General features: G+C 45.0%; 25 protein-coding genes and 1 other annotated feature. All 25 genes read right to left on the bottom strand.

The window, feature by feature from the left end:
• Positions 1-68 precede the first annotated feature (68 nt).
• Positions 69-881: a TlyA family RNA methyltransferase gene (locus tag FD04_RS06495; RefSeq protein WP_056947809.1), complete on the bottom strand. Its 813-nt coding sequence runs from the start codon at positions 879-881 to the stop codon at positions 69-71.
• A gap of 24 nt (positions 882-905) precedes the next feature.
• Complete coding sequence (locus FD04_RS06490; protein WP_056947808.1) at positions 906-1,805, bottom strand: polyprenyl synthetase family protein; 900 nt, start codon at positions 1,803-1,805, stop codon at positions 906-908.
• Positions 1,798-2,034: an exodeoxyribonuclease VII small subunit gene (locus tag FD04_RS06485; RefSeq protein ID WP_056948210.1), complete on the bottom strand. Its 237-nt coding sequence runs from the start codon at positions 2,032-2,034 to the stop codon at positions 1,798-1,800. Before FD04_RS06485 ends, FD04_RS06490 begins: the two co-directional genes overlap by 8 nt.
• Positions 2,035-2,039: 5 nt before the next feature.
• Entirely contained in the window at positions 2,040-3,386 is a 1,347-nt protein-coding gene (xseA, locus tag FD04_RS06480) for an exodeoxyribonuclease VII large subunit (protein ID WP_056947805.1), read from the bottom strand.
• A gap of 1 nt (position 3,387) precedes the next feature.
• On the bottom strand, positions 3,388-4,239 hold the full coding sequence (locus FD04_RS06475; protein WP_056947800.1) for a bifunctional 5,10-methylenetetrahydrofolate dehydrogenase/5,10-methenyltetrahydrofolate cyclohydrolase: 852 nt from the start codon (positions 4,237-4,239) through the stop codon (positions 3,388-3,390).
• 213 nt (positions 4,240-4,452) lie between these two features.
• Positions 4,453-4,875: a transcription antitermination factor NusB gene (gene nusB / locus FD04_RS06470; protein WP_082603159.1), complete on the bottom strand. Its 423-nt coding sequence runs from the start codon at positions 4,873-4,875 to the stop codon at positions 4,453-4,455.
• The gene (locus FD04_RS06465) at positions 4,872-5,318 is read right to left on the bottom strand and encodes an Asp23/Gls24 family envelope stress response protein (RefSeq protein ID WP_056947796.1); all 447 of its coding nucleotides are present in this window, start codon (positions 5,316-5,318) and stop codon (positions 4,872-4,874) included. Before FD04_RS06465 ends, nusB begins: the two co-directional genes overlap by 4 nt.
• A 30-nt stretch (positions 5,319-5,348) precedes the next feature.
• Positions 5,349-5,909: an elongation factor P gene (gene efp, locus FD04_RS06460; protein WP_054700044.1), complete on the bottom strand. Its 561-nt coding sequence runs from the start codon at positions 5,907-5,909 to the stop codon at positions 5,349-5,351.
• Positions 5,910-5,984: 75 nt separating this feature from the next.
• Positions 5,985-7,037, bottom strand: a complete 1,053-nt coding sequence (locus FD04_RS06455) for a M24 family metallopeptidase (protein ID WP_420806516.1) — start codon at positions 7,035-7,037, stop codon at positions 5,985-5,987.
• 61 nt (positions 7,038-7,098) lie between these two features.
• Positions 7,099-7,395 (bottom strand): 50S ribosomal protein L27, encoded by a 297-nt coding sequence (rpmA, locus tag FD04_RS06450; protein ID WP_054700042.1) that lies wholly within the window; start codon positions 7,393-7,395, stop codon positions 7,099-7,101.
• 18 nt (positions 7,396-7,413) lie between these two features.
• Positions 7,414-7,743 carry a ribosomal-processing cysteine protease Prp gene (locus tag FD04_RS06445; RefSeq protein WP_054700040.1) on the bottom strand — a complete coding sequence of 110 codons (330 nt, stop codon included), beginning with the start codon at positions 7,741-7,743 and terminating at the stop codon, positions 7,414-7,416.
• Positions 7,744-7,762: 19 nt separating this feature from the next.
• A complete protein-coding gene (gene rplU, locus FD04_RS06440; protein ID WP_056947793.1) occupies positions 7,763-8,071 on the bottom strand; it encodes a 50S ribosomal protein L21 in 309 nt (102 codons plus the stop codon).
• A gap of 20 nt (positions 8,072-8,091) precedes the next feature.
• Positions 8,092-8,165 (bottom strand) — a sequence feature (ribosomal protein L21 leader region).
• Between the two features lie 72 nt (positions 8,166-8,237).
• Positions 8,238-8,996 carry an acetyl-CoA carboxylase carboxyltransferase subunit alpha gene (locus FD04_RS06435; RefSeq protein WP_056947791.1) on the bottom strand — a complete coding sequence of 253 codons (759 nt, stop codon included), beginning with the start codon at positions 8,994-8,996 and terminating at the stop codon, positions 8,238-8,240.
• Positions 8,996-9,853, bottom strand: a complete 858-nt coding sequence (locus FD04_RS06430) for a carboxyl transferase domain-containing protein (RefSeq protein ID WP_056947788.1) — start codon at positions 9,851-9,853, stop codon at positions 8,996-8,998. Before FD04_RS06430 ends, FD04_RS06435 begins: the two co-directional genes overlap by 1 nt.
• A complete protein-coding gene (locus FD04_RS06425; protein ID WP_056947786.1) occupies positions 9,854-11,230 on the bottom strand; it encodes an acetyl-CoA carboxylase biotin carboxylase subunit in 1,377 nt (458 codons plus the stop codon).
• 8 nt (positions 11,231-11,238) lie between these two features.
• Positions 11,239-11,682, bottom strand: coding sequence for a 3-hydroxyacyl-ACP dehydratase FabZ (fabZ, locus tag FD04_RS06420; protein ID WP_268873322.1), 444 nt, complete (start codon positions 11,680-11,682; stop codon positions 11,239-11,241).
• Positions 11,683-11,693: 11 nt separating this feature from the next.
• Positions 11,694-12,164: an acetyl-CoA carboxylase biotin carboxyl carrier protein gene (gene accB / locus FD04_RS06415; RefSeq protein ID WP_054700036.1), complete on the bottom strand. Its 471-nt coding sequence runs from the start codon at positions 12,162-12,164 to the stop codon at positions 11,694-11,696.
• The gene (fabF, locus tag FD04_RS06410) at positions 12,164-13,396 is read right to left on the bottom strand and encodes a beta-ketoacyl-ACP synthase II (protein WP_054700034.1); all 1,233 of its coding nucleotides are present in this window, start codon (positions 13,394-13,396) and stop codon (positions 12,164-12,166) included. Before fabF ends, accB begins: the two co-directional genes overlap by 1 nt.
• Positions 13,397-13,411: 15 nt before the next feature.
• A complete protein-coding gene (locus tag FD04_RS06405; protein WP_056947782.1) occupies positions 13,412-14,146 on the bottom strand; it encodes a 3-oxoacyl-ACP reductase family protein in 735 nt (244 codons plus the stop codon).
• A gap of 1 nt (position 14,147) precedes the next feature.
• Positions 14,148-15,080: an ACP S-malonyltransferase gene (locus tag FD04_RS06400; RefSeq protein WP_056947780.1), complete on the bottom strand. Its 933-nt coding sequence runs from the start codon at positions 15,078-15,080 to the stop codon at positions 14,148-14,150.
• A gap of 1 nt (position 15,081) precedes the next feature.
• The gene (gene fabK, locus FD04_RS06395; protein ID WP_056947778.1) at positions 15,082-16,032 is read right to left on the bottom strand and encodes an enoyl-[acyl-carrier-protein] reductase FabK; all 951 of its coding nucleotides are present in this window, start codon (positions 16,030-16,032) and stop codon (positions 15,082-15,084) included.
• A gap of 5 nt (positions 16,033-16,037) precedes the next feature.
• Positions 16,038-16,286, bottom strand: coding sequence for an acyl carrier protein (locus tag FD04_RS06390; RefSeq protein ID WP_056947776.1), 249 nt, complete (start codon positions 16,284-16,286; stop codon positions 16,038-16,040).
• Positions 16,287-16,315: 29 nt separating this feature from the next.
• The gene (locus tag FD04_RS06385; RefSeq protein WP_056947774.1) at positions 16,316-17,293 is read right to left on the bottom strand and encodes a beta-ketoacyl-ACP synthase III; all 978 of its coding nucleotides are present in this window, start codon (positions 17,291-17,293) and stop codon (positions 16,316-16,318) included.
• A gap of 10 nt (positions 17,294-17,303) precedes the next feature.
• Positions 17,304-17,762 (bottom strand): MarR family winged helix-turn-helix transcriptional regulator, encoded by a 459-nt coding sequence (locus FD04_RS06380; RefSeq protein ID WP_054700028.1) that lies wholly within the window; start codon positions 17,760-17,762, stop codon positions 17,304-17,306.
• 69 nt (positions 17,763-17,831) lie between these two features.
• Positions 17,832-18,275 (bottom strand): 3-hydroxyacyl-ACP dehydratase FabZ, encoded by a 444-nt coding sequence (fabZ, locus tag FD04_RS06375; protein ID WP_054700025.1) that lies wholly within the window; start codon positions 18,273-18,275, stop codon positions 17,832-17,834.
• Positions 18,276-18,285 lie beyond the last annotated feature (10 nt).

The following is an 18,285-nucleotide window of genomic DNA, read 5'->3' as shown; positions in this document are numbered from 1 at the left end:
CCAATCGATAAATTAGTTTAAATACATCATACCGCTAAGCTGATGATTTTAAAAGTAATTTGCGATTTTTATGCATTGAGTATTCGATGAGCTGCTTCAACGGTTGCTTTAACATCAATATTAGATGCAATTTCTGGCACTTCAGCAGATTTTAAATGCACTAAAAATTCAATATTGCCTTCACCACCTGTAATCGGCGAAAAGTCTAAATGTAACGGGCTAAAACCAGTTGTGATGGCTAAGTTTAGAATTTTATTAATGACCGCTTCATGCACAGCAGGCGATTTAACGATGCCGTGTTTGCCAACGTGTTCTCGTCCCGCTTCAAATTGGGGTTTGATGAGCGCTACCACCTCGCCATTTTCAGCCAAGATTTGCTTTAAAGGCGGTAAAATCAAGCTGAGCGAAATAAAGGACACATCGATTGAAGAGAAGGTTGGTTGTCCCTGTGTGAAATCAGCAAGTTTGCTATAACGGAAATTAGTGTGTTCCATTACCACGACTCGTGGATCTTGTCGCAGTTGCCAAACCAGTTGATTGCTCCCGACATCAAGCGCATAAGACAATTTAGCGCCGTTTTGAAGCATGACGTCGGTAAAACCACCAGTTGAAGACCCGATGTCTAAAACGGTTCGATCAGTCACGTCAATGTTGAAAACATCTAACGCTTTCGCTAATTTAAGCCCACCACGACTGACATATGGTAACGGTTTGCCTTTAATGTGCAAATCTGTATCCACGGGAATTTTAACCCCTGGCTTGTCTAGGCGTTCTTCGTTATCGCCTAGCACTTCGCCGGCCATGACGGCCCGCTTAGCTTGTTCGCGCGAATCGAACAAACCTTGCATGACGAGTAAAACATCAACGCGTTGTTTTTCCATGATATTGAGTGCCTCACTGTTTTTTTAAATTTTAAAGTAACGACAAAATGAAGCGAGTAAGCTAACGTCACGTTGGCTGACTTGCTCAAGCTGCGATAGCGCTGATAACGCAGCGTTGATTACTTGTTGTAAGCGCGTCTTGGTTCCCGCCACACCCAGTAAACCAGGATAAGTATTCTTGGCTTCTTGCGCATCCTTGTGGGTTTTCTTACCTAGTTGTTCAGTCGTGGCCGTGACATCAAGTAAATCGTCATAAATTTGATAAGCTAAGCCAAATTGGTCAGCAAATTCAAGTAGCAATGCCTGCTCTTCGTCGCTTACCTCACCCATAATGCAGCCAGCTTGGACCGCGTAGTGAAGCAGCGCACCGGTTTTTTGACGGTGTAATTTAGCCAATTGAGGTAGCGTCAACTGCTGGTGTTCACTAGAAATGTCTTGGGCTTGGCCAGCAACCATACCAGCGGGCCCGGCCGCTTGACTCAACCCCTGAATCAGTGCCAAACGTTGTGCACCGGGCAATTCAGCCTCACTGAGCCATTGAAAAGCAAGTGTGAGAAGACCATCGCCAGCTAATGTGGCCATCCCAGCCCCAAACTTAATGTGGTTAGTGGCAACGCCACGCCTTAAATCATCGTTATCCATGGCTGGTAAATCATCATGGATCAATGAATACGTGTGGAGGAGTTCGAGGGCACTGGCCGCCATAAGCTGACCATCGCTTAATGCTTGTTGGTAGGTTGTTAAAACTGCCAAAGTTAAAAGTGGGCGAAGTCGTTTACCACCCGCGTTAACCGAGTACGCCATGGCGTCTCTCAAGATTGGTTGATCAACCCACTGTTGTGTTAGTGCGGCGAGCGTGCCGTTGATTTGAGGCACATATTTAGTTTCAAATTGCTGTAGTTCGAAGAGCGATCCGTTAGTCATTTTTCTGCCCCTCAGGCGCTTCAAACGGGACGGCCTGGTCGTCATCGTTCATCATCTCAGCCAGTGTTTTTTCGGCCTCGGTTAGTTTAACTTGTAGGTCATGACTGAGCGCCACACCCTGTTTGAATTGGGCCAGGGCTTGTTCGAGGGGCACGTTGCCCTTCTCTAACTCAGTGACAATTTGCTCTAATTGATTCAGGTTCTCTTCAAAAGTTGGTTTTTCACTCATCACAATCAGTCCTTTTTGTTTGGTTGAATTGTATCAATTTTTGCGGTCGCTTGGCCGTCTGTCAAGTGCATCACAACGCTATCACCTGGTTGTACCTGTGTTACCTTCGAAATGACCTGGTCGTTAGCGGTCACGTAACTGTAACCACGACCCATAATTTTTAAGGGACTGAGATAGTCTAGTGACTGGGCAAGTTCAGCTACTCGTTGCCGTTGTTGAACAAAGTTTTGCTGAACCCCCCTGTTTAATCGGGCAACTAGGTCTAATCGGTTTTGGCGATATTGATTAATTTGAGTGGCTGGACTTGCACTCATTAAGCGTTGGCTGGTTGCCGATAATTGGGTCTGAACTAGACTAATTCGGTGCGTCATCGTCTGTTCAAGTTGGTTGGAGAGCTGGTCGACTTTTTGACTATAGCCTTCATATAGGCGTTCCGGTTGCTGGAAGACATAGGTATTTTGTAATTTTTTTAGACGTTCATCATATAAAGATAATTCGTGTTGAAATGCGTTCAAGAGTCTGACTCGGTCCTGGTTGATTTGCAACAATACGTCGCTGAGAACCGGCACCGCCAGTTCAGCTGCGGCGGTCGGAGTGGCAGCCCGGACATCGGCAACCAGATCGGCAATTGTTGTATCCGTTTCGTGACCAACTGACGAAATGATTGGAATCCGGCTATCGAAAATTGCACGGGCAACAGCTTCCTCATTGAAAGGCCACAAGTCCTCAATCGATCCACCGCCCCGACCGATAATTAACGTATCAAAGTTACCTAGTCGGTTCACACGTTCAATTTGGCGGACAATATCACCTGCCGCCTCATTACCTTGAACTAAGGCCGGAAACAAGACAATTTGAGCGATGGGATAGCGTCTTCGAGTCGTTGTGATGATATCTCGAATAACCGCACCACTCGGACTGGTCACGACCGCAATTCGTTTAGGAAATCGCGGTAACGTTTTTTTCGGCGCTGAAAAGACACCTTCAGCGGCCAATTTTTGTTTGAGTTGTTCGTAGGCTTGATAAAATTGGCCAACGCCATCTGGTTCCATTCGTTCAACGTAAATCTGATAGCTACCACTTGCTTCGTACAATGAAATTCTGCCGACAACGAGGACCTTCATCCCCTCTTCAGGCGTAAATTTAATTTTGGCGAAGGCTGATTTAAACATAATTGCACTAATCTTGGCGTGGTCATCTTTGATACTAAAATATTGATGAGCGTTTTTTCGTAAACGAAAATTCGAAATTTCACCAGTTAAATATACTTTTCCTAAATAAGGATCAACGTCAAATTTACGCTTGATGTAAGTTGTCAGCGCACTGACAGTTAAATAATCGCTCGGTTTCACATTACTCACTCCATTTTGCTAATTCGACGGTTTGTTGCATTAATGTAGCGATTGTCATTGGACCGACTCCACCAGGGACTGGGGTTAATTTACCAGCTACCTGGTTGGCACTTTCAAACTCGACATCACCAGTCAGATGGCCCTCTTCATCACGATCCATGCCGACGTCAATGACGGTGGCACCCGGCTTAATGTCAGCACCGGTGATTAAATGCGGGATACCAGTCGCGACGACTAAGATATCGGCTTCTCGCGTATAGGCTTTCATATCCTTAGTTTGACTATGCACAACGGTGACGGTGGCACTGGCGTTTAACAGCAGGGCGGCCATGGGCCGACCAACGATGTTGGAACGGCCAACAATCACGGCGTTTTTACCAGCGGTTGGCACATGATAAGCCTTTAGCATCGTCATAATGCCCTTAGGCGTGCAAGAAACTGGGAAATTGAGTGCTGAATGTGTGTACAACTTACCAACGTTGACCGGGTTGAAGCCATCAACGTCTTTTGTAGGGGTTATCGCTCTGGTGATGGTTGGCTCGTCAATATGTGACGGGAGTGGTGATTGCACCAAAATCCCGTGAACACTATCATCTTGATTGTACGTTTCAATAACTTCAAGGAGTTCGGCTTGACTGATGGTGGCTGACAGACGGGTTACTTCTGAAATGATGCCTAATTGTTCAGCCTTACGATGCTTATTGCGCACGTAAATTTCACTTGCGCCGTCACCACCGACAATGATCACGACTAACTTGGGCGTGATGCCTGAGGCTTTTAATTCATCCACAGCCACCTTAGTCTCAGCGTTCAGCTTTTTTGCGAGTTGTTTGCCATCAATTAATTCTGCCATGTCTTCACTCTCACGATCTAATTCGCATCGTTGCGGATTTTATTTAAAAACTACTGGCTATCATTTTATCACATTTTACCGTGTTCAGTGAGTTGACTGGAGAACTTAAACCACCAAGTTAAAGAAATTAGGTTATTCAGCCATAAAAAACGCCAACGATTAAACTCGAGTTCTAACTCAAATTCAATCGTTGGCGCTTAATACTCAGGACGCCTAAGCGTCAGTTTCAATTTCATGCGAGAGTACGCCGTTAATAAAGCGTCTTGAACGATCATCGCTAAACTGTTTAGCAAGTTCAAGGGCTTCGTTAACTGCTACCCGTTTTGGAATATCAGATTGATAATCCAATTCATAAAATGCAATTCGTAAGATCACCAAATCGGTTTTAGCAATGCGGGGTAAAGTCCAGCCCGTGGTTAAATATTGCTTGATCTGATTGTCCAGCGCTTCTTGGTTGGCCAAGACACCAGTTACCAATTCCTCTAAATACGCTGGCACTTCAGCAGTTTCGCCGTCTTGATCGCTTAACAATTGCTGATAAATTACCTGACGATCGGCTTCGGGGTTAGCATTCATTGCAAAAAGCGTCTGAAATGCTCGGGTGCGGATCTGATGTCTCGTTAATTCTTCTGTCACTTGTCCTCACCATTTTCACTTTCATCGTCATCGTCACCGAATAAATTATCGGGATCTACAGCTTGAGTCGTCTTCTCAGGAATAACGCCTTCGATATGAACGTTGACCTCGTTTACTTGTAAATCGGTCATAAACAATAACTGTTGCTTGACCTGCTCTTGGATTGCTAAAGCAACCTTAGGAACGGATACACCGTAGTTTAAGTAGGCGTAGACGTCAACGTTAAGCGCATCGTCATTGAGAGATAGCTTAACGCCTTTGCCACGTTCTTTTTTGCCGAATAATTCATTGACGCTGTTCGCTAATGAACCGCGCATTCTAGCAACCCCTTCAGCGTTACTAGCAGCAATACCGGCAATAATCTCAAGAACCTGTGGTGCAACTTCAATCTTACCCAAAGTCGGCTCGGTTGCTTTTAAAACAATGTTTGTATCTTCAGCCAATTTCAAGCCTCCGTTTCGAAAAGTCAGTTGCTAGGCACGAGAAATGTATGAACCATCCTGCGTGTTGATTGAAAGTTTGTCGCCTTCGTTGACAAAGAATGGAACCTGTACGACTAAGCCAGTGTCCATTGTGGCTGGCTTAGAACCGCCAGAAGCAGTGTTGCCTTTGATTCCTGGTTCAGTAGCCGTAACCGTTAAAACAACGGTGTTAGGCACTTCAATACCGAGTGTTTCGCTACCATATTGAACCAAGCTTACTTCCATGTTTTCTTGTAAGTAGAGTAATTCATCTTTGATGGCATCGTCAGGCACAGCAACTTGTTCGAAGTTATCTGTATCCATGAAGACACGTGAATCACCATCAGCGTATAAATACTGCATCTTACGCGTATTGATTGGTGCTTGTTCCATCTTAGCACCGGCACGGAAGGTCTTTTCTTGAACAGCGCCTGTCCGTAAGTTCTTTAATTTTGAGCGGACGAAAGCGCCACCCTTACCAGGCTTAACGTGCTGGAATTCAACGATCCGCCAAATTGCACCGTCAACCTCAATTGTTAAACCGTTTTTAAAATCTGCTGTAGAAATAGCCATGTCGTGTTCCTCCTAAATAATTCCTTTTAATGATACCAACTAAGTACCTTAAATTGCAAGCAAAGCCTCAAATATTTATAGCACAATCAGGTCAGTGTTAGAAGCAGTTAAAATTTGGTGTGAATCCTCAGTCACAAGCACATCGTCTTCGATTCGAACACCACCAAGTTCGGGTAAATAAATACCGGGTTCAATTGTAATGACTTGATTCGGCACTAACAAATCAGTTGAGCGGGTTGAAATAGCAGGGCCTTCATGAATGGCTAAGCCAATACCGTGCCCAGTACCGTGGTTAAAATAGGCGCCGTAGCCAGCGTGGGTGATGTAATCTCGCCCAATTTGATCAAGTTCTTGTCCAGAAACGGCAGGCGCAATCGCATCAATAATTAAACCTTGCGCGGCTTTCACAACATTGTAGATTTCGCGTAGTCGTTTGTCTGGTTGGCCTAGCGCAATCGTTCGGGTAACGTCAGAGGTATAGCCATTGACAAAATAGCCGAAATCAATCGTCACCAATTCGCCAGACCGTAGAATCCGCGACGTGGCAGCGCCGTGTGGTAACGCGGCTCTCGCACCACTGGCAACAATGGTATCAAAACTAGCCTTAGTTGCACCTAACTGGCGCATAATGCTATCCAAACGATTTGCAACGGCTAATTCGCTGATACCTGGTTGAATAAAGGGCAACAACTGCTCGAACCCCTTTAAAGCTAACTGGGCGGATAACTGAATTTGTTCGAGTTCACTGGCTGACTTGATCTCTCGTTGTCGTTCAATGAGCGTTGACATTGGCACAATATCTGAAGGCATCAACTCGTCCAATTGGTCGTAATCATGGAAGCTAATAGTGTCCTCGAAACCCAAAACAGTCACACCCTGGCGTTCAACCTCTTTAGCGGCTTGCCCAAGATAGTCTCGGGTGATGATGACCTGATACGGACCGGCTTGCTGTTCTAATAACGTTTTAAAACGTTCATCAGTGATAATGGTGGTCTGATCAGTTGTAACGAGAATCACGCCCTCACCGTCAAAATCGGTTAGATACTGTTGATTAACCGGGTCAGTCACTAAAAAGGCATCAATTCGAAGATCATTAAACTGAGCGCGTAATTTTTCAATCCGATCCAATTTAATCACTCTCCTAAATCAATTCAAATAAAAAAGACCCATGACGGGTCTTTTTAAAGTCTTATCTAGCTGCGGCTTCTGTCACAGGATAAACGGAAACTTGACGCTTATCGCGACCCTTACGTTCGAAGCGAACGACACCGTCAACCTTTGAGAACAAAGTATCATCGTTACCACGAGCAACGTTAACACCTGGATAGATGTGCGTACCGCGTTGACGATAAAGGATTGAACCACTGGTTACAGTTGAACCATCAGCAACCTTCGTACCGAGACGACGTCCGGCAGAATCACGACCGTTGGCAGTAGAACCGCCCCCTTTATGGTGAGAGAAGAATTGTAAATTCATTTCTAGCATGAGTTTCACCTCCATACATTAGTTAATTCGAAGATACTCCGAATATTGTTTTTCAACATCTAAAAGTCCATTTTGGAAACTTTGTAATAACGCTTGACTAATTCGATCTTGAATATAGTCATCAACCGGTGGCATTCTAACACTTAAGAAGCCACCTTCGTCGGGCTTGGAAACTACGACCGGTTCAATTGAGGCTACAGTCGAAAGACCGTTAACCGTACTAATTGATAAGGCTGAGACGGCGGAACATACAATATCGCTACCGTATGGTGCACTATCAGCGTGGCCGGTAAGCTTAAACCCGATGATTCGATCAGCGTTATCATAATCAAATGCTGCTTGAATCATGATTGGTCACCCACAAAAATTAAGCGTTGATTGCGTCGATAACAACCTTGGTATAAGGTTGACGATGACCAACCTTAGTGTGTTGACCCTTCTTAGGCTTGTACTTGAAGGTAACAACCTTCTTTTCTTGGCCTTGCTTTTCAACAGTTCCAGTTACAGAAGCACCTGAAACTAATGGCGTACCAACCTTAGTTGAATCACCACCAACGAAAACAACTTGGTCAAAAGTGACCTTGTCGCCAGCCTTAGCATTAAGCTTTTCAACGTAAACGGCTTCGCCTTGTTGAACGCGGTATTGCTTACCGCCAGTTACGATAATTGCGTACATGTATGTGCACCTCCTTTTGTTTTTTCACTCAGACTCGCCGAGAACAAGCGCTGTTACCAGACTTAAGACTTGGCTCGTGCGGTTGCAGCTGTGGAAGTCCACAAATACAACAAATAATATTTTACAAAAAATAAAGTGATTCGTCAACCACTAAGTTAACAAACCACTAAAATTTTCTGAAAAAAGCTGCTCGTTGGGCAAGTCGTTGATTAACGTCTTGTTTAGCAAGCGCTGTGAGTTCAGTTTCTAATGCTGTTTTGAGTGAACCATCCGATAACATAACCTCAGGAATGATGCGGTGAATGGCATGTTGCTTCAGTAACCACTCAGGTGTTAAGCGCATCAAATCCGCTGCCTTGTCAGCGAGATGAGCATCCTTCCACATAATTGAAGCAAACCCTTCAGGAGATAGGATTGAATACATACTATTTTCAAACATCCAAATTTGGTCAGAGCAAGCTAACGCCAAAGCACCGCCAGATCCCGCCTCGCCGATAATCAGTGTTAGAATCGGGACCCTCAGTTTTAGCATTTCAGCAATGTTTTTGGCAATCATTTGGCCCTGACCGGCAGCTTCGGCATCTGCACCTGGATAGGCACCGGGTGTATTGATCAACGTTATAATAGGAAAGTTTAATTGATCGGCCGTCTTCATGACTCGTAGCGCCTTACGGTAGCCAGCCGGTTCAGGACTGCCAAAATGACTGGCCATTCGTTCTTCCAAAGTGATTCCTTTTTGAGTTGCAATGACGGCGACTGGGTGCTCACCTAATCGTGCTAAACCAGCAATGATTGCGGCATCATCACCATCAGTTTGATCACCGTGCATTTCAAAAAAGTCCTCAAAAAGTGTTTCAATCAGTTCGTAGCTATTCGCTTTTTGATCACTTCGAGCTGCAGTGACGATATCAGTAGCAGTTGCCATTAGTCATCCCCCCATTTCTGCGCCGTTAAAATCCGGAGCAATTGACTGAGCCGGTTACCAAGCTGATCTCTGGGTACGATTTCATCAATAAAGCCGCGCTTAAAACTATTTTCGGCACTTTGAAAATCATCCGGCAGTTGTTTATTAATGGTTTGTTCGATGACTCGTTTACCAGTAAAGCCTAATAAGGCCTTAGGTTCTGCAAGTGTAATATCTGCCTGGCTAGCAAAGCTTGCCGTGACACCGCCTGTTGTAGGGTCCATGATAACCGCGATGTAAGCTAGATGAGCATCCCGATGATCATTGACCGCTTGAGAGATTTTGGCCATCTGCATCAGCGAATAGATACCCTCTTGCATCCGTGCACCACCCGAGGCCGTCAATAATACAACTGGTAAACCTTGAGCAGTCGCTCGCTCAAATAAGCGAGTGATTCGTTCCCCATTCGCAGTTCCGAGGCTACCCATAATAAAAAGTGGGTCCATGATACCAAGTGCAACTGATTGGCCGTCAATTTGAGCTAATCCAGTTAAGACACCATCTTTAAGATGGGTCGCACTTTGCGCCTTTTTAATTTTTCGATCGTAATCGGGAAAATCCAGCGGATCTTCAGTTGCAATATCGGTGTCCCATTCATCAAAATGCTTGGTGATCATTTTCAAACGACGGTGGGCTGAAACCCGAAAGCCATAGCCACACTCAGGACAGACACGATATTGACCGGCTTTTTTGTAGTAAAAGCTGGCTTTACAGCGCGGACAAATCATCCAAATACCATTGGGCACCTGTGCTTCGTACTGCTTTAACATTGAAACGGAGCGGGATGAAAAACGTTTAACGTGATCACTGAATGACAATTATGACACCTCCTGAGTAACTTGTGCCATAAAGTTCGGCATAAATTGATCAGTCACATAATTCGTGGTCGCAGTACCAGCCTGAACCGTTGCATCCGCCAATAGTGCTAATAAGAAAGATTGGCTTGATGCAATCCCGTCCAACTCGAACTCAGTTAAAGCTTCCGATAGTTTTGCCAGTGCTTCAGCGTAAGTATCAGCGTGCGCAATGAGTTTGACCACCATCGAATCATAGAATGGCGAAATTAAATCGCCGCTGTGAATACCACTATCGACACGGATGCCGGGCCCACCTGGTAGTTTTAGTTGTTTCACCCGCCCCGCTTGTGGCATAAAGTCCAACGATGGATCTTCAGCGTTTACCCGTGCCTCTACGGCAAACCCATGAATTTGAACATCAGCTTGTTCGAATGATAATGGTAAACCAGCAGCCACCCGGACTTGCTCTTTGACTAAATCGATGCCAGTTACTGCCTCAGTAATCGGGTGTTCAACCTGAATTCGGGTATTCATTTCCATGAAATAAAATTGATGGTTTTCGTCCATCAAGAATTCAATCGTGCCTGTATTTTGGTAACCAATTGTCTTGGCTGCTTGAACCGCAATTTGTTCAACAGTTGCGCGTTCTTCACTTGTCATAATTGGACACGGACTTAATTCCAAGACCTTTTGTTGTTTGCGTTGTAGTGAACAATCACGTTCAGGAAAGGCAACAACATGACCAACTTGATCTGCAAAAACTTGAACTTCGATGTGTTTTGCGGGCGACACAATTTTTTCAAGGTACATCCGTTGGTCACCGAACGATAATTGGGCTTCTTTCGTGGCCGCTTGATAGGCAGCACTTAATTCGTTTGCAGAGGTCACCCGCCGAATGCCCTTGCCACCGCCACCGGCAGCAGCCTTAAGCATGACCGGGTAGCCAACTGATTCAGCTACCGACAGTGCGTCCGCCTCATCTGCAAGAAAACCGTTGCTCCCTGGAACGACTGGCACATTGCCGGACTGCATCTGAATTCGGGCATTGGCCTTATTACCCATCAAAGCAATTGTTTCAAACTTCGGTCCGATAAACGTAATGTGACAGGTTTCGCAAAGCTCTGCAAAATCAGCATTTTCGGACAAAAAGCCATAGCCTGGATGAATGGCTTCCGCACCGGTTAAAACAGCGGCACTAACGATATTTTGCATGTTTAAATAAGAGTCAGCTGGTTGTGGCCCGCCAACACAAATCGCTTCATCAGCGAGTTTAACGTACTGAGCATCAGCATCAGCTGTTGAATAGATAGCAACTGATTTTACATTGAGTTCACGCAGCGCGCGAATAATTCGAACCGCAATTTCACCGCGATTTGCAATTAAAACTTTTTTAAACACGTTCTCACCTACCCAATCATGAAGGTTAGGTCTCCAGAGCACACTTTGTGGTCATCAACATAAGCAACTCCGTGACCCAAACCGGCATTTCCGCGAATTTTATCTAGTGTGACTTCTAAACGTAAGGTATCCCCTGGTTTAACCATTTGACGGAATTTCACTTTGTTCATACCGCCAAAGTAAGCAGTTTTACCCTTAAATTCTGGTACGGTCAAAAGTGCAATCGCCCCTGCTTGAGCCATTGCTTCTACAATTAAGACGCCAGGCATAACTGGATTGCCAGGAAAATGTCCTTGGAAAAAGGCCTCGTTAACTGAAACATTTTTCTTGGCAACCACTTTTTCACCGGGTACATAATCTAAAACCCGATCAATCAGTAACATTGGGTACCGGTGTGGCAAAATCTTTTGAATTTCAACAATATCTAATTGATGCGTCGTTTCTTCTGACAAATTCATTCACCTCATTGTGCGACTGTAAAGAGTGGTTGATCAAATTCCACCACTTCTTCATTTTCGACTAAAATTTCAGTAATCGTTCCTGCAACCTTGCTTTTGATTTCAGTCATCATTTTCATGGCCTCGATAACACAAACCACATCTCCGACTTCGACGTGGTCACCAACCTTTTTATAGGCGGGTTTGTCAGGGGCAGATTGTAAATAAATGACACCAACTAACGGTGCTTTGATTGCTTGTTCAGCTGATTTAGGCGCTGTTACGGGTAAATCAACAACTTTCTCAGTTGGTTTTGGTGAAGCTGGCGCTGGTGTCGCTTGCGATGTTACTGCTTTTTCATTGGTAACTTCAGTAGTTGGACGACTGGTTTTATTTTTATTCAGGTATAAGTGAATATCTTGATAATTCAGATCAATCTCGCGAATATCGCTTTGATTAATCTGTTTAATAATGGCTTGAATATCTTCCAGATTCATTAGTCCGCCCACTTTCTAAATGCCAAGACGGCGTTATGACCCCCAAAGCCAAATGAATTACTAATGGCATACTCAACATCGGCATGACGGTTTTCAGCATTCACCAGGTTAACCTGACATGCAGGATCTTGTTCAGTGACCCCGACATTTTCAGGCAATTCACCGGTCTGTAGTGCACCAAGTGTTGCGACAGCTTCAATTGCACCAGCAGCACCGAGTAAGTGGCCAGTCATTGATTTGGTACTGGATACTAAGACGTCACTGTCTGCACCAAATACCTTATTGATTGCAAGTGATTCGGCACTGTCATTGCCCATCGTAGCGGTACCATGAGCGTTGACGTAACCGACCTGTGCGGGTGTGATGTCAGCTTCGGTAATGGCGTTTTGCATCGCACGGGCTGCTTGGGTACCTTCAGGATCTGGCGAGGTCATATGATAAGCATCTGAAGTCGCACCGTAACCCACAACTTCACCCAAAATTTTAGCGCCCCGTGCTTGGGCGTGTTCTAATGATTCAAGGACCAAAGTACCTGCACCTTCACCCATCACAAAACCAAGCCGATTGGCATCGAATGGTAATGATGCTTTTGCTGGATCAGTTGCAGTTGATAACGTTGATAGGGCAGCAAAACCGGCAATGCCGATTTCATTAACCGAAGCTTCAGAGCCACCGGTTAGCATAACTTGTGCGCGACCCTCTTTGATTTGACGAAAGGCCTCACCAATGGCGTTGGTACCAGAGGCACACGCCGTAACGATCGTTGTACAAATGTTTTTGGCGTGGTAGCGAATGGCCATGTTACCTGACGCCATGTTAGAGATGGCAGTTGGGACGAACATTGGTGAAACCCGCTGTGGCCCCTTTTCAACCATTTTAGTCACTTGTTCTTGAATGGTAGTTAACCCACCGATACCAGAGCCGTAAATGACACCCATTGATTCCGGTTCGGTATTGGTTTCGTCAATTCCGGCCTGTTCTACAGCTTCAGCAGTCGCATACATGGCGTATTGACTAAAGGCGTCCATTCGACGCAAGTCCTTTTTACTTAACCGTTTTAACGGGTCAAAGTCGCTTAATTCGCCAGCTAAAGTAATGCCAGTTTCTGTCGCATCAAAGTGACTGATTTGGTTAAAACCGACTTTTGATGCAGCTAAACCAGTTTGAAATTCAGAAACGCTATTACCAATTGGTGTGAGGGCGCCCATTCCTGTGATGACAACTCTAGTCATAAAATCGCTCCTTATTTATTGCATGGTCAAGCCACCATCAACGGTGATGGTTTGACCAGTGATATACTCATTTTCTGCAAGAAAAACTGCCGCTTGTGCGACTTCATCGGTTGAGCCAAAACGTTTCAACGGAATTTGAGTTAAAATACCGTCTTTGACTTTATCAGCTAATTGTTGTGTCATAGCCGTATCAATCATGCCAGGTGCAATGGCGTTACAACGAATGCCCCGCATGGCGGCTTCCTTTGCCACAGACTTGGTCAAGCCGATAATGCCGGCCTTGCTGGCTGCGTAATTTGCCTGACCGATATTGCCGGTAAGCCCAATGACACTGGCCATGTTGATAAATACGCCACTGCGTTGTTTGTACATGGGTCGCAGGCAAGCGTGAATAACGTTGAAAGTCCCAGTTAGGTTTGTGTTGACCACCGCACTAAAATCGGCCTCAGACATTCGATTTAATAATGTATCCTTCACGATACCAGCATTATTGACGACAACGTCCAAGTGATCGGTGACTTCATAAATCGAACTGATCAACGCAGCAACCGCTTTTTCGTCAGTAATATCTGCTGAGATATCATAACAGTCAACGTTAAAGGCCTTAATGCTTTCAATCGCATCAGCAGGTGCTGCATGACGACCGTTCAAAATGATTGTGGCGCCCTTTTTGGCAAATGCTTGAGCAACAGCTAACCCAATGCCTTGGGTGCTGCCAGTTACAAGAACGGTTTTTTGAGAAAGATCCAAGTTATTCACCCCTTAATTTCGAGATTGTTTCGGTTAATGTGTCAATATCTTCAATATGATAATAATCAATGCCCTTAACCGTCTTCCGAGCGAAACTCATTAACGTTTTACCTGGCCCTAATTCAATCACAGCATCTACTTGTTGACCGAGCGATTCAATTGCTGTCACGAAACGGGTCGGTGAAATCAACTGATCAGTTAAAGTCGTGGTCAGCGTTTCAGGCTTAAAGGCCTGGCCCGTCGTCGTACTGATGACTGGAAACTGTCCCGATTGCCAGTTGACGGTTGCTAAGGCTTGATTTAGTTTAGCTTGGGCGGGCTTCATCAATGGTGTATGAAAGGCACCACTCACGTTCAACGTTACGGTTCTAGAAACGTCGTGCGCAGTTAGAAACGCCATGGCGGCATCAACGGCCGTAACATCCCCACCAATCACAACTTGTTTGGGTGTGTTGATGTTGGCAATTGCTACCGTGCCCTCAGAAGAACCAGCGGTACAGGCCTCTTCGATAAGCGATACTGGTGTATTCATAACCGCGACCATCTTGCTGGGTTTGAGATCACTAGCGCGTTGCATTAATGCGCCACGTGTTTTAACTAACCGAAGCGCTTCATCAACTGATAAATAGCCACTGGCCGCGAGCGCACTATACTCTCCCAAACTCAGGCCAATGCCACCGGCGATTTCTGGTAGCTGCGCTTTAACGGTTTCGAAAATGGCCAAGCTCATTGCCACAATAGCTGGTTGCGTATACTGTGTCTCATTGAGTGTTGATTCTGCATCAGCATCGAAATACAAGTGTGGTAGATCAAGTTCTAACGTTTCGCTGGCTTGGTCGATAACTGATCGATACACTGAGTTTTGAGTATAAAGTGTTTGACCCATCCCCGTTTTTTGTGCGCCTTGGCCGCTAAAAAGTAAACCAATTTTCAAATTATTTCCCACCCATCAATTGCATTGCTTGTGTGTAAACATCTGCTAAGATATCGGCTGCTGGTTGTTTGGTTTTGACCATACCGGCAACTTGACCGGCCATATATGCGCCTGTTTTGGGATCACCAGTTAATACGGCGTCACGTAAGCTACCATTACCGATTTGTTCAACTTCACTAAAATCAGGTTCAGCCTTTGCTGCCTCTTGTTTTTCAAGTCGCATAAAGCGCTTGGCCATTGGATTTTTAAGCACACGAGCTGGATGGCCAGCATACTCACCGGTAATGACAGTATCAATATCTTTTGCTTTTAAAACAGCCTGTTTGTAATCTGGGTGAATTTTTGATTCGGTAGCCACTAAGAACCGCGTGCCCATTTGAACACCAATCGCCCCTAGCATAAAGGCCGCAGCAAAGCCACGACCATCAGCAATTCCACCAGCAGCAATAACTGGGATATCAATAGCGTCGACTACTTGTGGCACCAAGGCCATGGTGGTCAGCTTGCCAATATGACCACCAGACTCCATACCTTCTGCGACGACCGCATCAGCACCAACTCTGGCCATTCGTTTGGCTAAAGCAACGGAGCCGACAACTGGAATGACCTTGATATTAGCGGCTTTGAAGTCTGGTAAATATCGAGATGGATCGCCAGCGCCAGTCGTCACCACGGTAATGTTTTTTTGCTCACGCAAGATAACGTCGACAACATCTTGAACGTGTGGTGAAAGTAGCATCACATTGACACCAAATGGTCGATCGGTCAAAGATTTAGCCACTTCAATTTCATGTTGCACCACTTCACCTGAAGCGTGACCAGCACCAATGATACCTAGTCCACCGGCGTTCGAGACTGCAGCAGCCAGGCGACCATCTGCCACCCAAGCCATTCCACCTTGGAAAATGGGATACTTAAGTCCCAATGACTGCATGAATGGATCTAATTGCATGGTGATTATCCTTGCTCCTTAGCTAATTGCTTTTCAACAAATCCAACTAAGTCAGCAACCGTTTCGATGCCATCTTCGGTTTCAATCTTGATGTCAAATTCATCTTCAATTTCGTTGATCACTTCGAAAATATCTAAACTATCAGCGTCTAAATCTTGCTTGATGTTAGTCGTTAAAGTGACCTTTTCAGCGTCTTCACCAGTTTGATCCACGATAATTGCTTGTACCTTTGAAAAAATTTCGTCTTTAGTCATAATATTGTTTCTCCTTTAAAATAATAGAATTAAAATTTAATAATTTGTGTGCCAACCGTTAACCCGCCACCAAAGCCACTTAAGGCAATGGTTTGACCACGTTTGATCGTACCTGCTTGGATGGCTTCGTCAAGTAGCATTGGAACGCTAGCGGCGGATGTATTGCCGTAGTTGGCAACGTTTGATAAAAATTTATCGGTGGGTTGTCCCAACCGTTTGGCAATTTGATTGATGATTCGTTGATTAGCTTGGTGCAAAACAAAATAGTCAACGTCATTAACTAATAATCGAGCTTGCTTCAACGCGCGTTCAATTGAATCAGGAACATCATGGGTTGCAAACTTATAGACCGCACGACCGTCCATTTCAAAATAACGTTTGTGCGGATCAGCGGGGTCATTGGTAAACGGTGAATTAACTGGTTGGTAACCAGCAGTTAACCGATCACCAAGTTCGCCAATTGTTTTTAAGTCAGATGCAATGAATTCGGAATCGCTGTCTGGCGCATGTTCTAACAAAACACCACCAGCGCCATCACCAAACAACACGGCGGTTGATCGTTCGTGCCAATCGACCAGTTTGGATAAGACTTCACTACCAATCAGCAGTCCCTTACGACAGTTGCCGTGAAGTAAATCACCAGCAACTCGTAAGCCATAAATAAAGCCGGAACAAGCAGCGTTCAAATCAAAGGCAAAGGCGTTTTTCGCACCGATGCGACTCTGAACGATTGCTGCTGTAGCGGGCGTCATATAATCTGGCGACATCGTGGCAACAATGATGAAATCTAAATCTTCAGCCTGCCAATCAGACTGTGCCAATATTTTTTTGGCAACCGAGGTACTTAAATCAGCGGTGGTTTGTCCAGTTGACACGTGACGCTGTAAAATACCTGTCCGGGTCCGAATCCATTCGTCAGAAGTGTCCATATAAGCCGTTAAATCATCATTTTGAATGATTTTTTCCGGAACTTCGTGGGCGCTTTGAACAATTCTAATACTCGTCATTCGTCGGGCCTCACTTTTTAGCTGTAGGATCAGCAAATTCAAGAAATGCTTGTAAATTTAATAAGGCTTTTTCGATAAAGTGAAGCTGTTCATCGTTCATATCGCCGGCAAAGCTTTCAACCATGTGACGATGAAACGATTCGTGTGCACGATAAATCAGGCGGCCACGTCGAGTAAGACCTAAGCGAACGAAACGGCGATCATCGTCACTTCGTAGACGCATGACATAGTCTTTGCGGACGAGATGATTCACCATGGTCGTCAACGTGCCAGGTGTAATTCGCAATTCGCGTGCCACTTGGGAAGTTGTCTTATGTTCATACATTGATATTGCATCAATGGCATGAACTTCCTTGATTGAAATATCTTTAAATTGACTTTTACGAAGCGCCAATTCTTCAACCCGCAAAATATCACCATAAACTGATGTCAATAATTGATTAAGCCGTCTTGCCGTTGTAAAGTCCATGTACTCACCACCTACTTCGATTATCAAATAGTTCCAATATCAAAATAATAGCAGTGGCATACCTGTTCGTCAATCTGCCTCCGCTTCAGGCGACACAATAAACATCAGCTCAGCGGTTAAAACGGTTTCGTCTTTCACCACAGCCTCACAGGAAACGACACCCATGTTATCGCGTTGCTTTTTCATTTGAACTTTCAGCTGGAGTTGATCAGATGCGTGAACATCTTTTAAAAACTCGGCTTTTGAGATACCACCTAAATACGCGGTTTTATGTGCGAAGGCTGGTGACTTCAGGATTAAAATGGATGCAGCCTGCGCTAATGATTCGACAATTAGTGCTGATGGCATTACATATTCTCCTGGTCGATATCCGTTGACAAAACTTTCATCAGCCGTAACGTTTTTTATGGCCGTGATGGATTCACCAGCAACTAATTCAGTCACACCATCCATGTAAAAAATCGGAAAGCGGTTGGGAATTAGCTTTTGAATCTCTTGAGAAGTTAATAGCATGTGACAGCAA

The sequence above is a fragment of the Secundilactobacillus odoratitofui DSM 19909 = JCM 15043 genome, assembly GCF_001434895.1.
Lineage (GTDB): Bacteria > Bacillota > Bacilli > Lactobacillales > Lactobacillaceae > Secundilactobacillus > Secundilactobacillus odoratitofui.
The sequence above is the reverse complement of the archived record's forward strand: the minus strand, read 5'-3'. Positions and strand labels throughout refer to the sequence as shown.

Excerpts from the sequence above, each read along its gene's own strand:
- FD04_RS06495 (WP_056947809.1), bottom strand. The coding sequence starts at position 881 with ATGGAAAAACAACGCGTTGATGTTTTACTCGTCATGCAAGGTTTGTTC.
- FD04_RS06490 (WP_056947808.1), bottom strand. The coding sequence starts at position 1,805 with ATGACTAACGGATCGCTCTTCGAACTACAGCAATTTGAAACTAAATAT.
- FD04_RS06485 (WP_056948210.1), bottom strand. The coding sequence starts at position 2,034 with ATGAGTGAAAAACCAACTTTTGAAGAGAACCTGAATCAATTAGAGCAA.
- FD04_RS06475 (WP_056947800.1), bottom strand. The coding sequence starts at position 4,239 with ATGGCAGAATTAATTGATGGCAAACAACTCGCAAAAAAGCTGAACGCT.
- efp (WP_054700044.1), bottom strand. The coding sequence starts at position 5,909 with ATGGCTATTTCTACAGCAGATTTTAAAAACGGTTTAACAATTGAGGTT.
- rpmA (WP_054700042.1), bottom strand. The coding sequence starts at position 7,395 with ATGCTAGAAATGAATTTACAATTCTTCTCTCACCATAAAGGGGGCGGT.
- FD04_RS06445 (WP_054700040.1), bottom strand. The coding sequence starts at position 7,743 with ATGATTCAAGCAGCATTTGATTATGATAACGCTGATCGAATCATCGGG.
- rplU (WP_056947793.1), bottom strand. The coding sequence starts at position 8,071 with ATGTACGCAATTATCGTAACTGGCGGTAAGCAATACCGCGTTCAACAA.
- FD04_RS06435 (WP_056947791.1), bottom strand. The coding sequence starts at position 8,996 with ATGGCAACTGCTACTGATATCGTCACTGCAGCTCGAAGTGATCAAAAA.
- accB (WP_054700036.1), bottom strand. The coding sequence starts at position 12,164 with ATGAATCTGGAAGATATTCAAGCCATTATTAAACAGATTAATCAAAGC.
- fabF (WP_054700034.1), bottom strand. The coding sequence starts at position 13,396 with ATGACTAGAGTTGTCATCACAGGAATGGGCGCCCTCACACCAATTGGT.
- fabK (WP_056947778.1), bottom strand. The coding sequence starts at position 16,032 with ATGCAATTAGATCCATTCATGCAGTCATTGGGACTTAAGTATCCCATT.
- FD04_RS06390 (WP_056947776.1), bottom strand. The coding sequence starts at position 16,286 with ATGACTAAAGACGAAATTTTTTCAAAGGTACAAGCAATTATCGTGGAT.
- FD04_RS06385 (WP_056947774.1), bottom strand. The coding sequence starts at position 17,293 with ATGACGAGTATTAGAATTGTTCAAAGCGCCCACGAAGTTCCGGAAAAA.
- FD04_RS06380 (WP_054700028.1), bottom strand. The coding sequence starts at position 17,762 with ATGGACTTTACAACGGCAAGACGGCTTAATCAATTATTGACATCAGTT.
- fabZ (WP_054700025.1), bottom strand. The coding sequence starts at position 18,275 with ATGCTATTAACTTCTCAAGAGATTCAAAAGCTAATTCCCAACCGCTTT.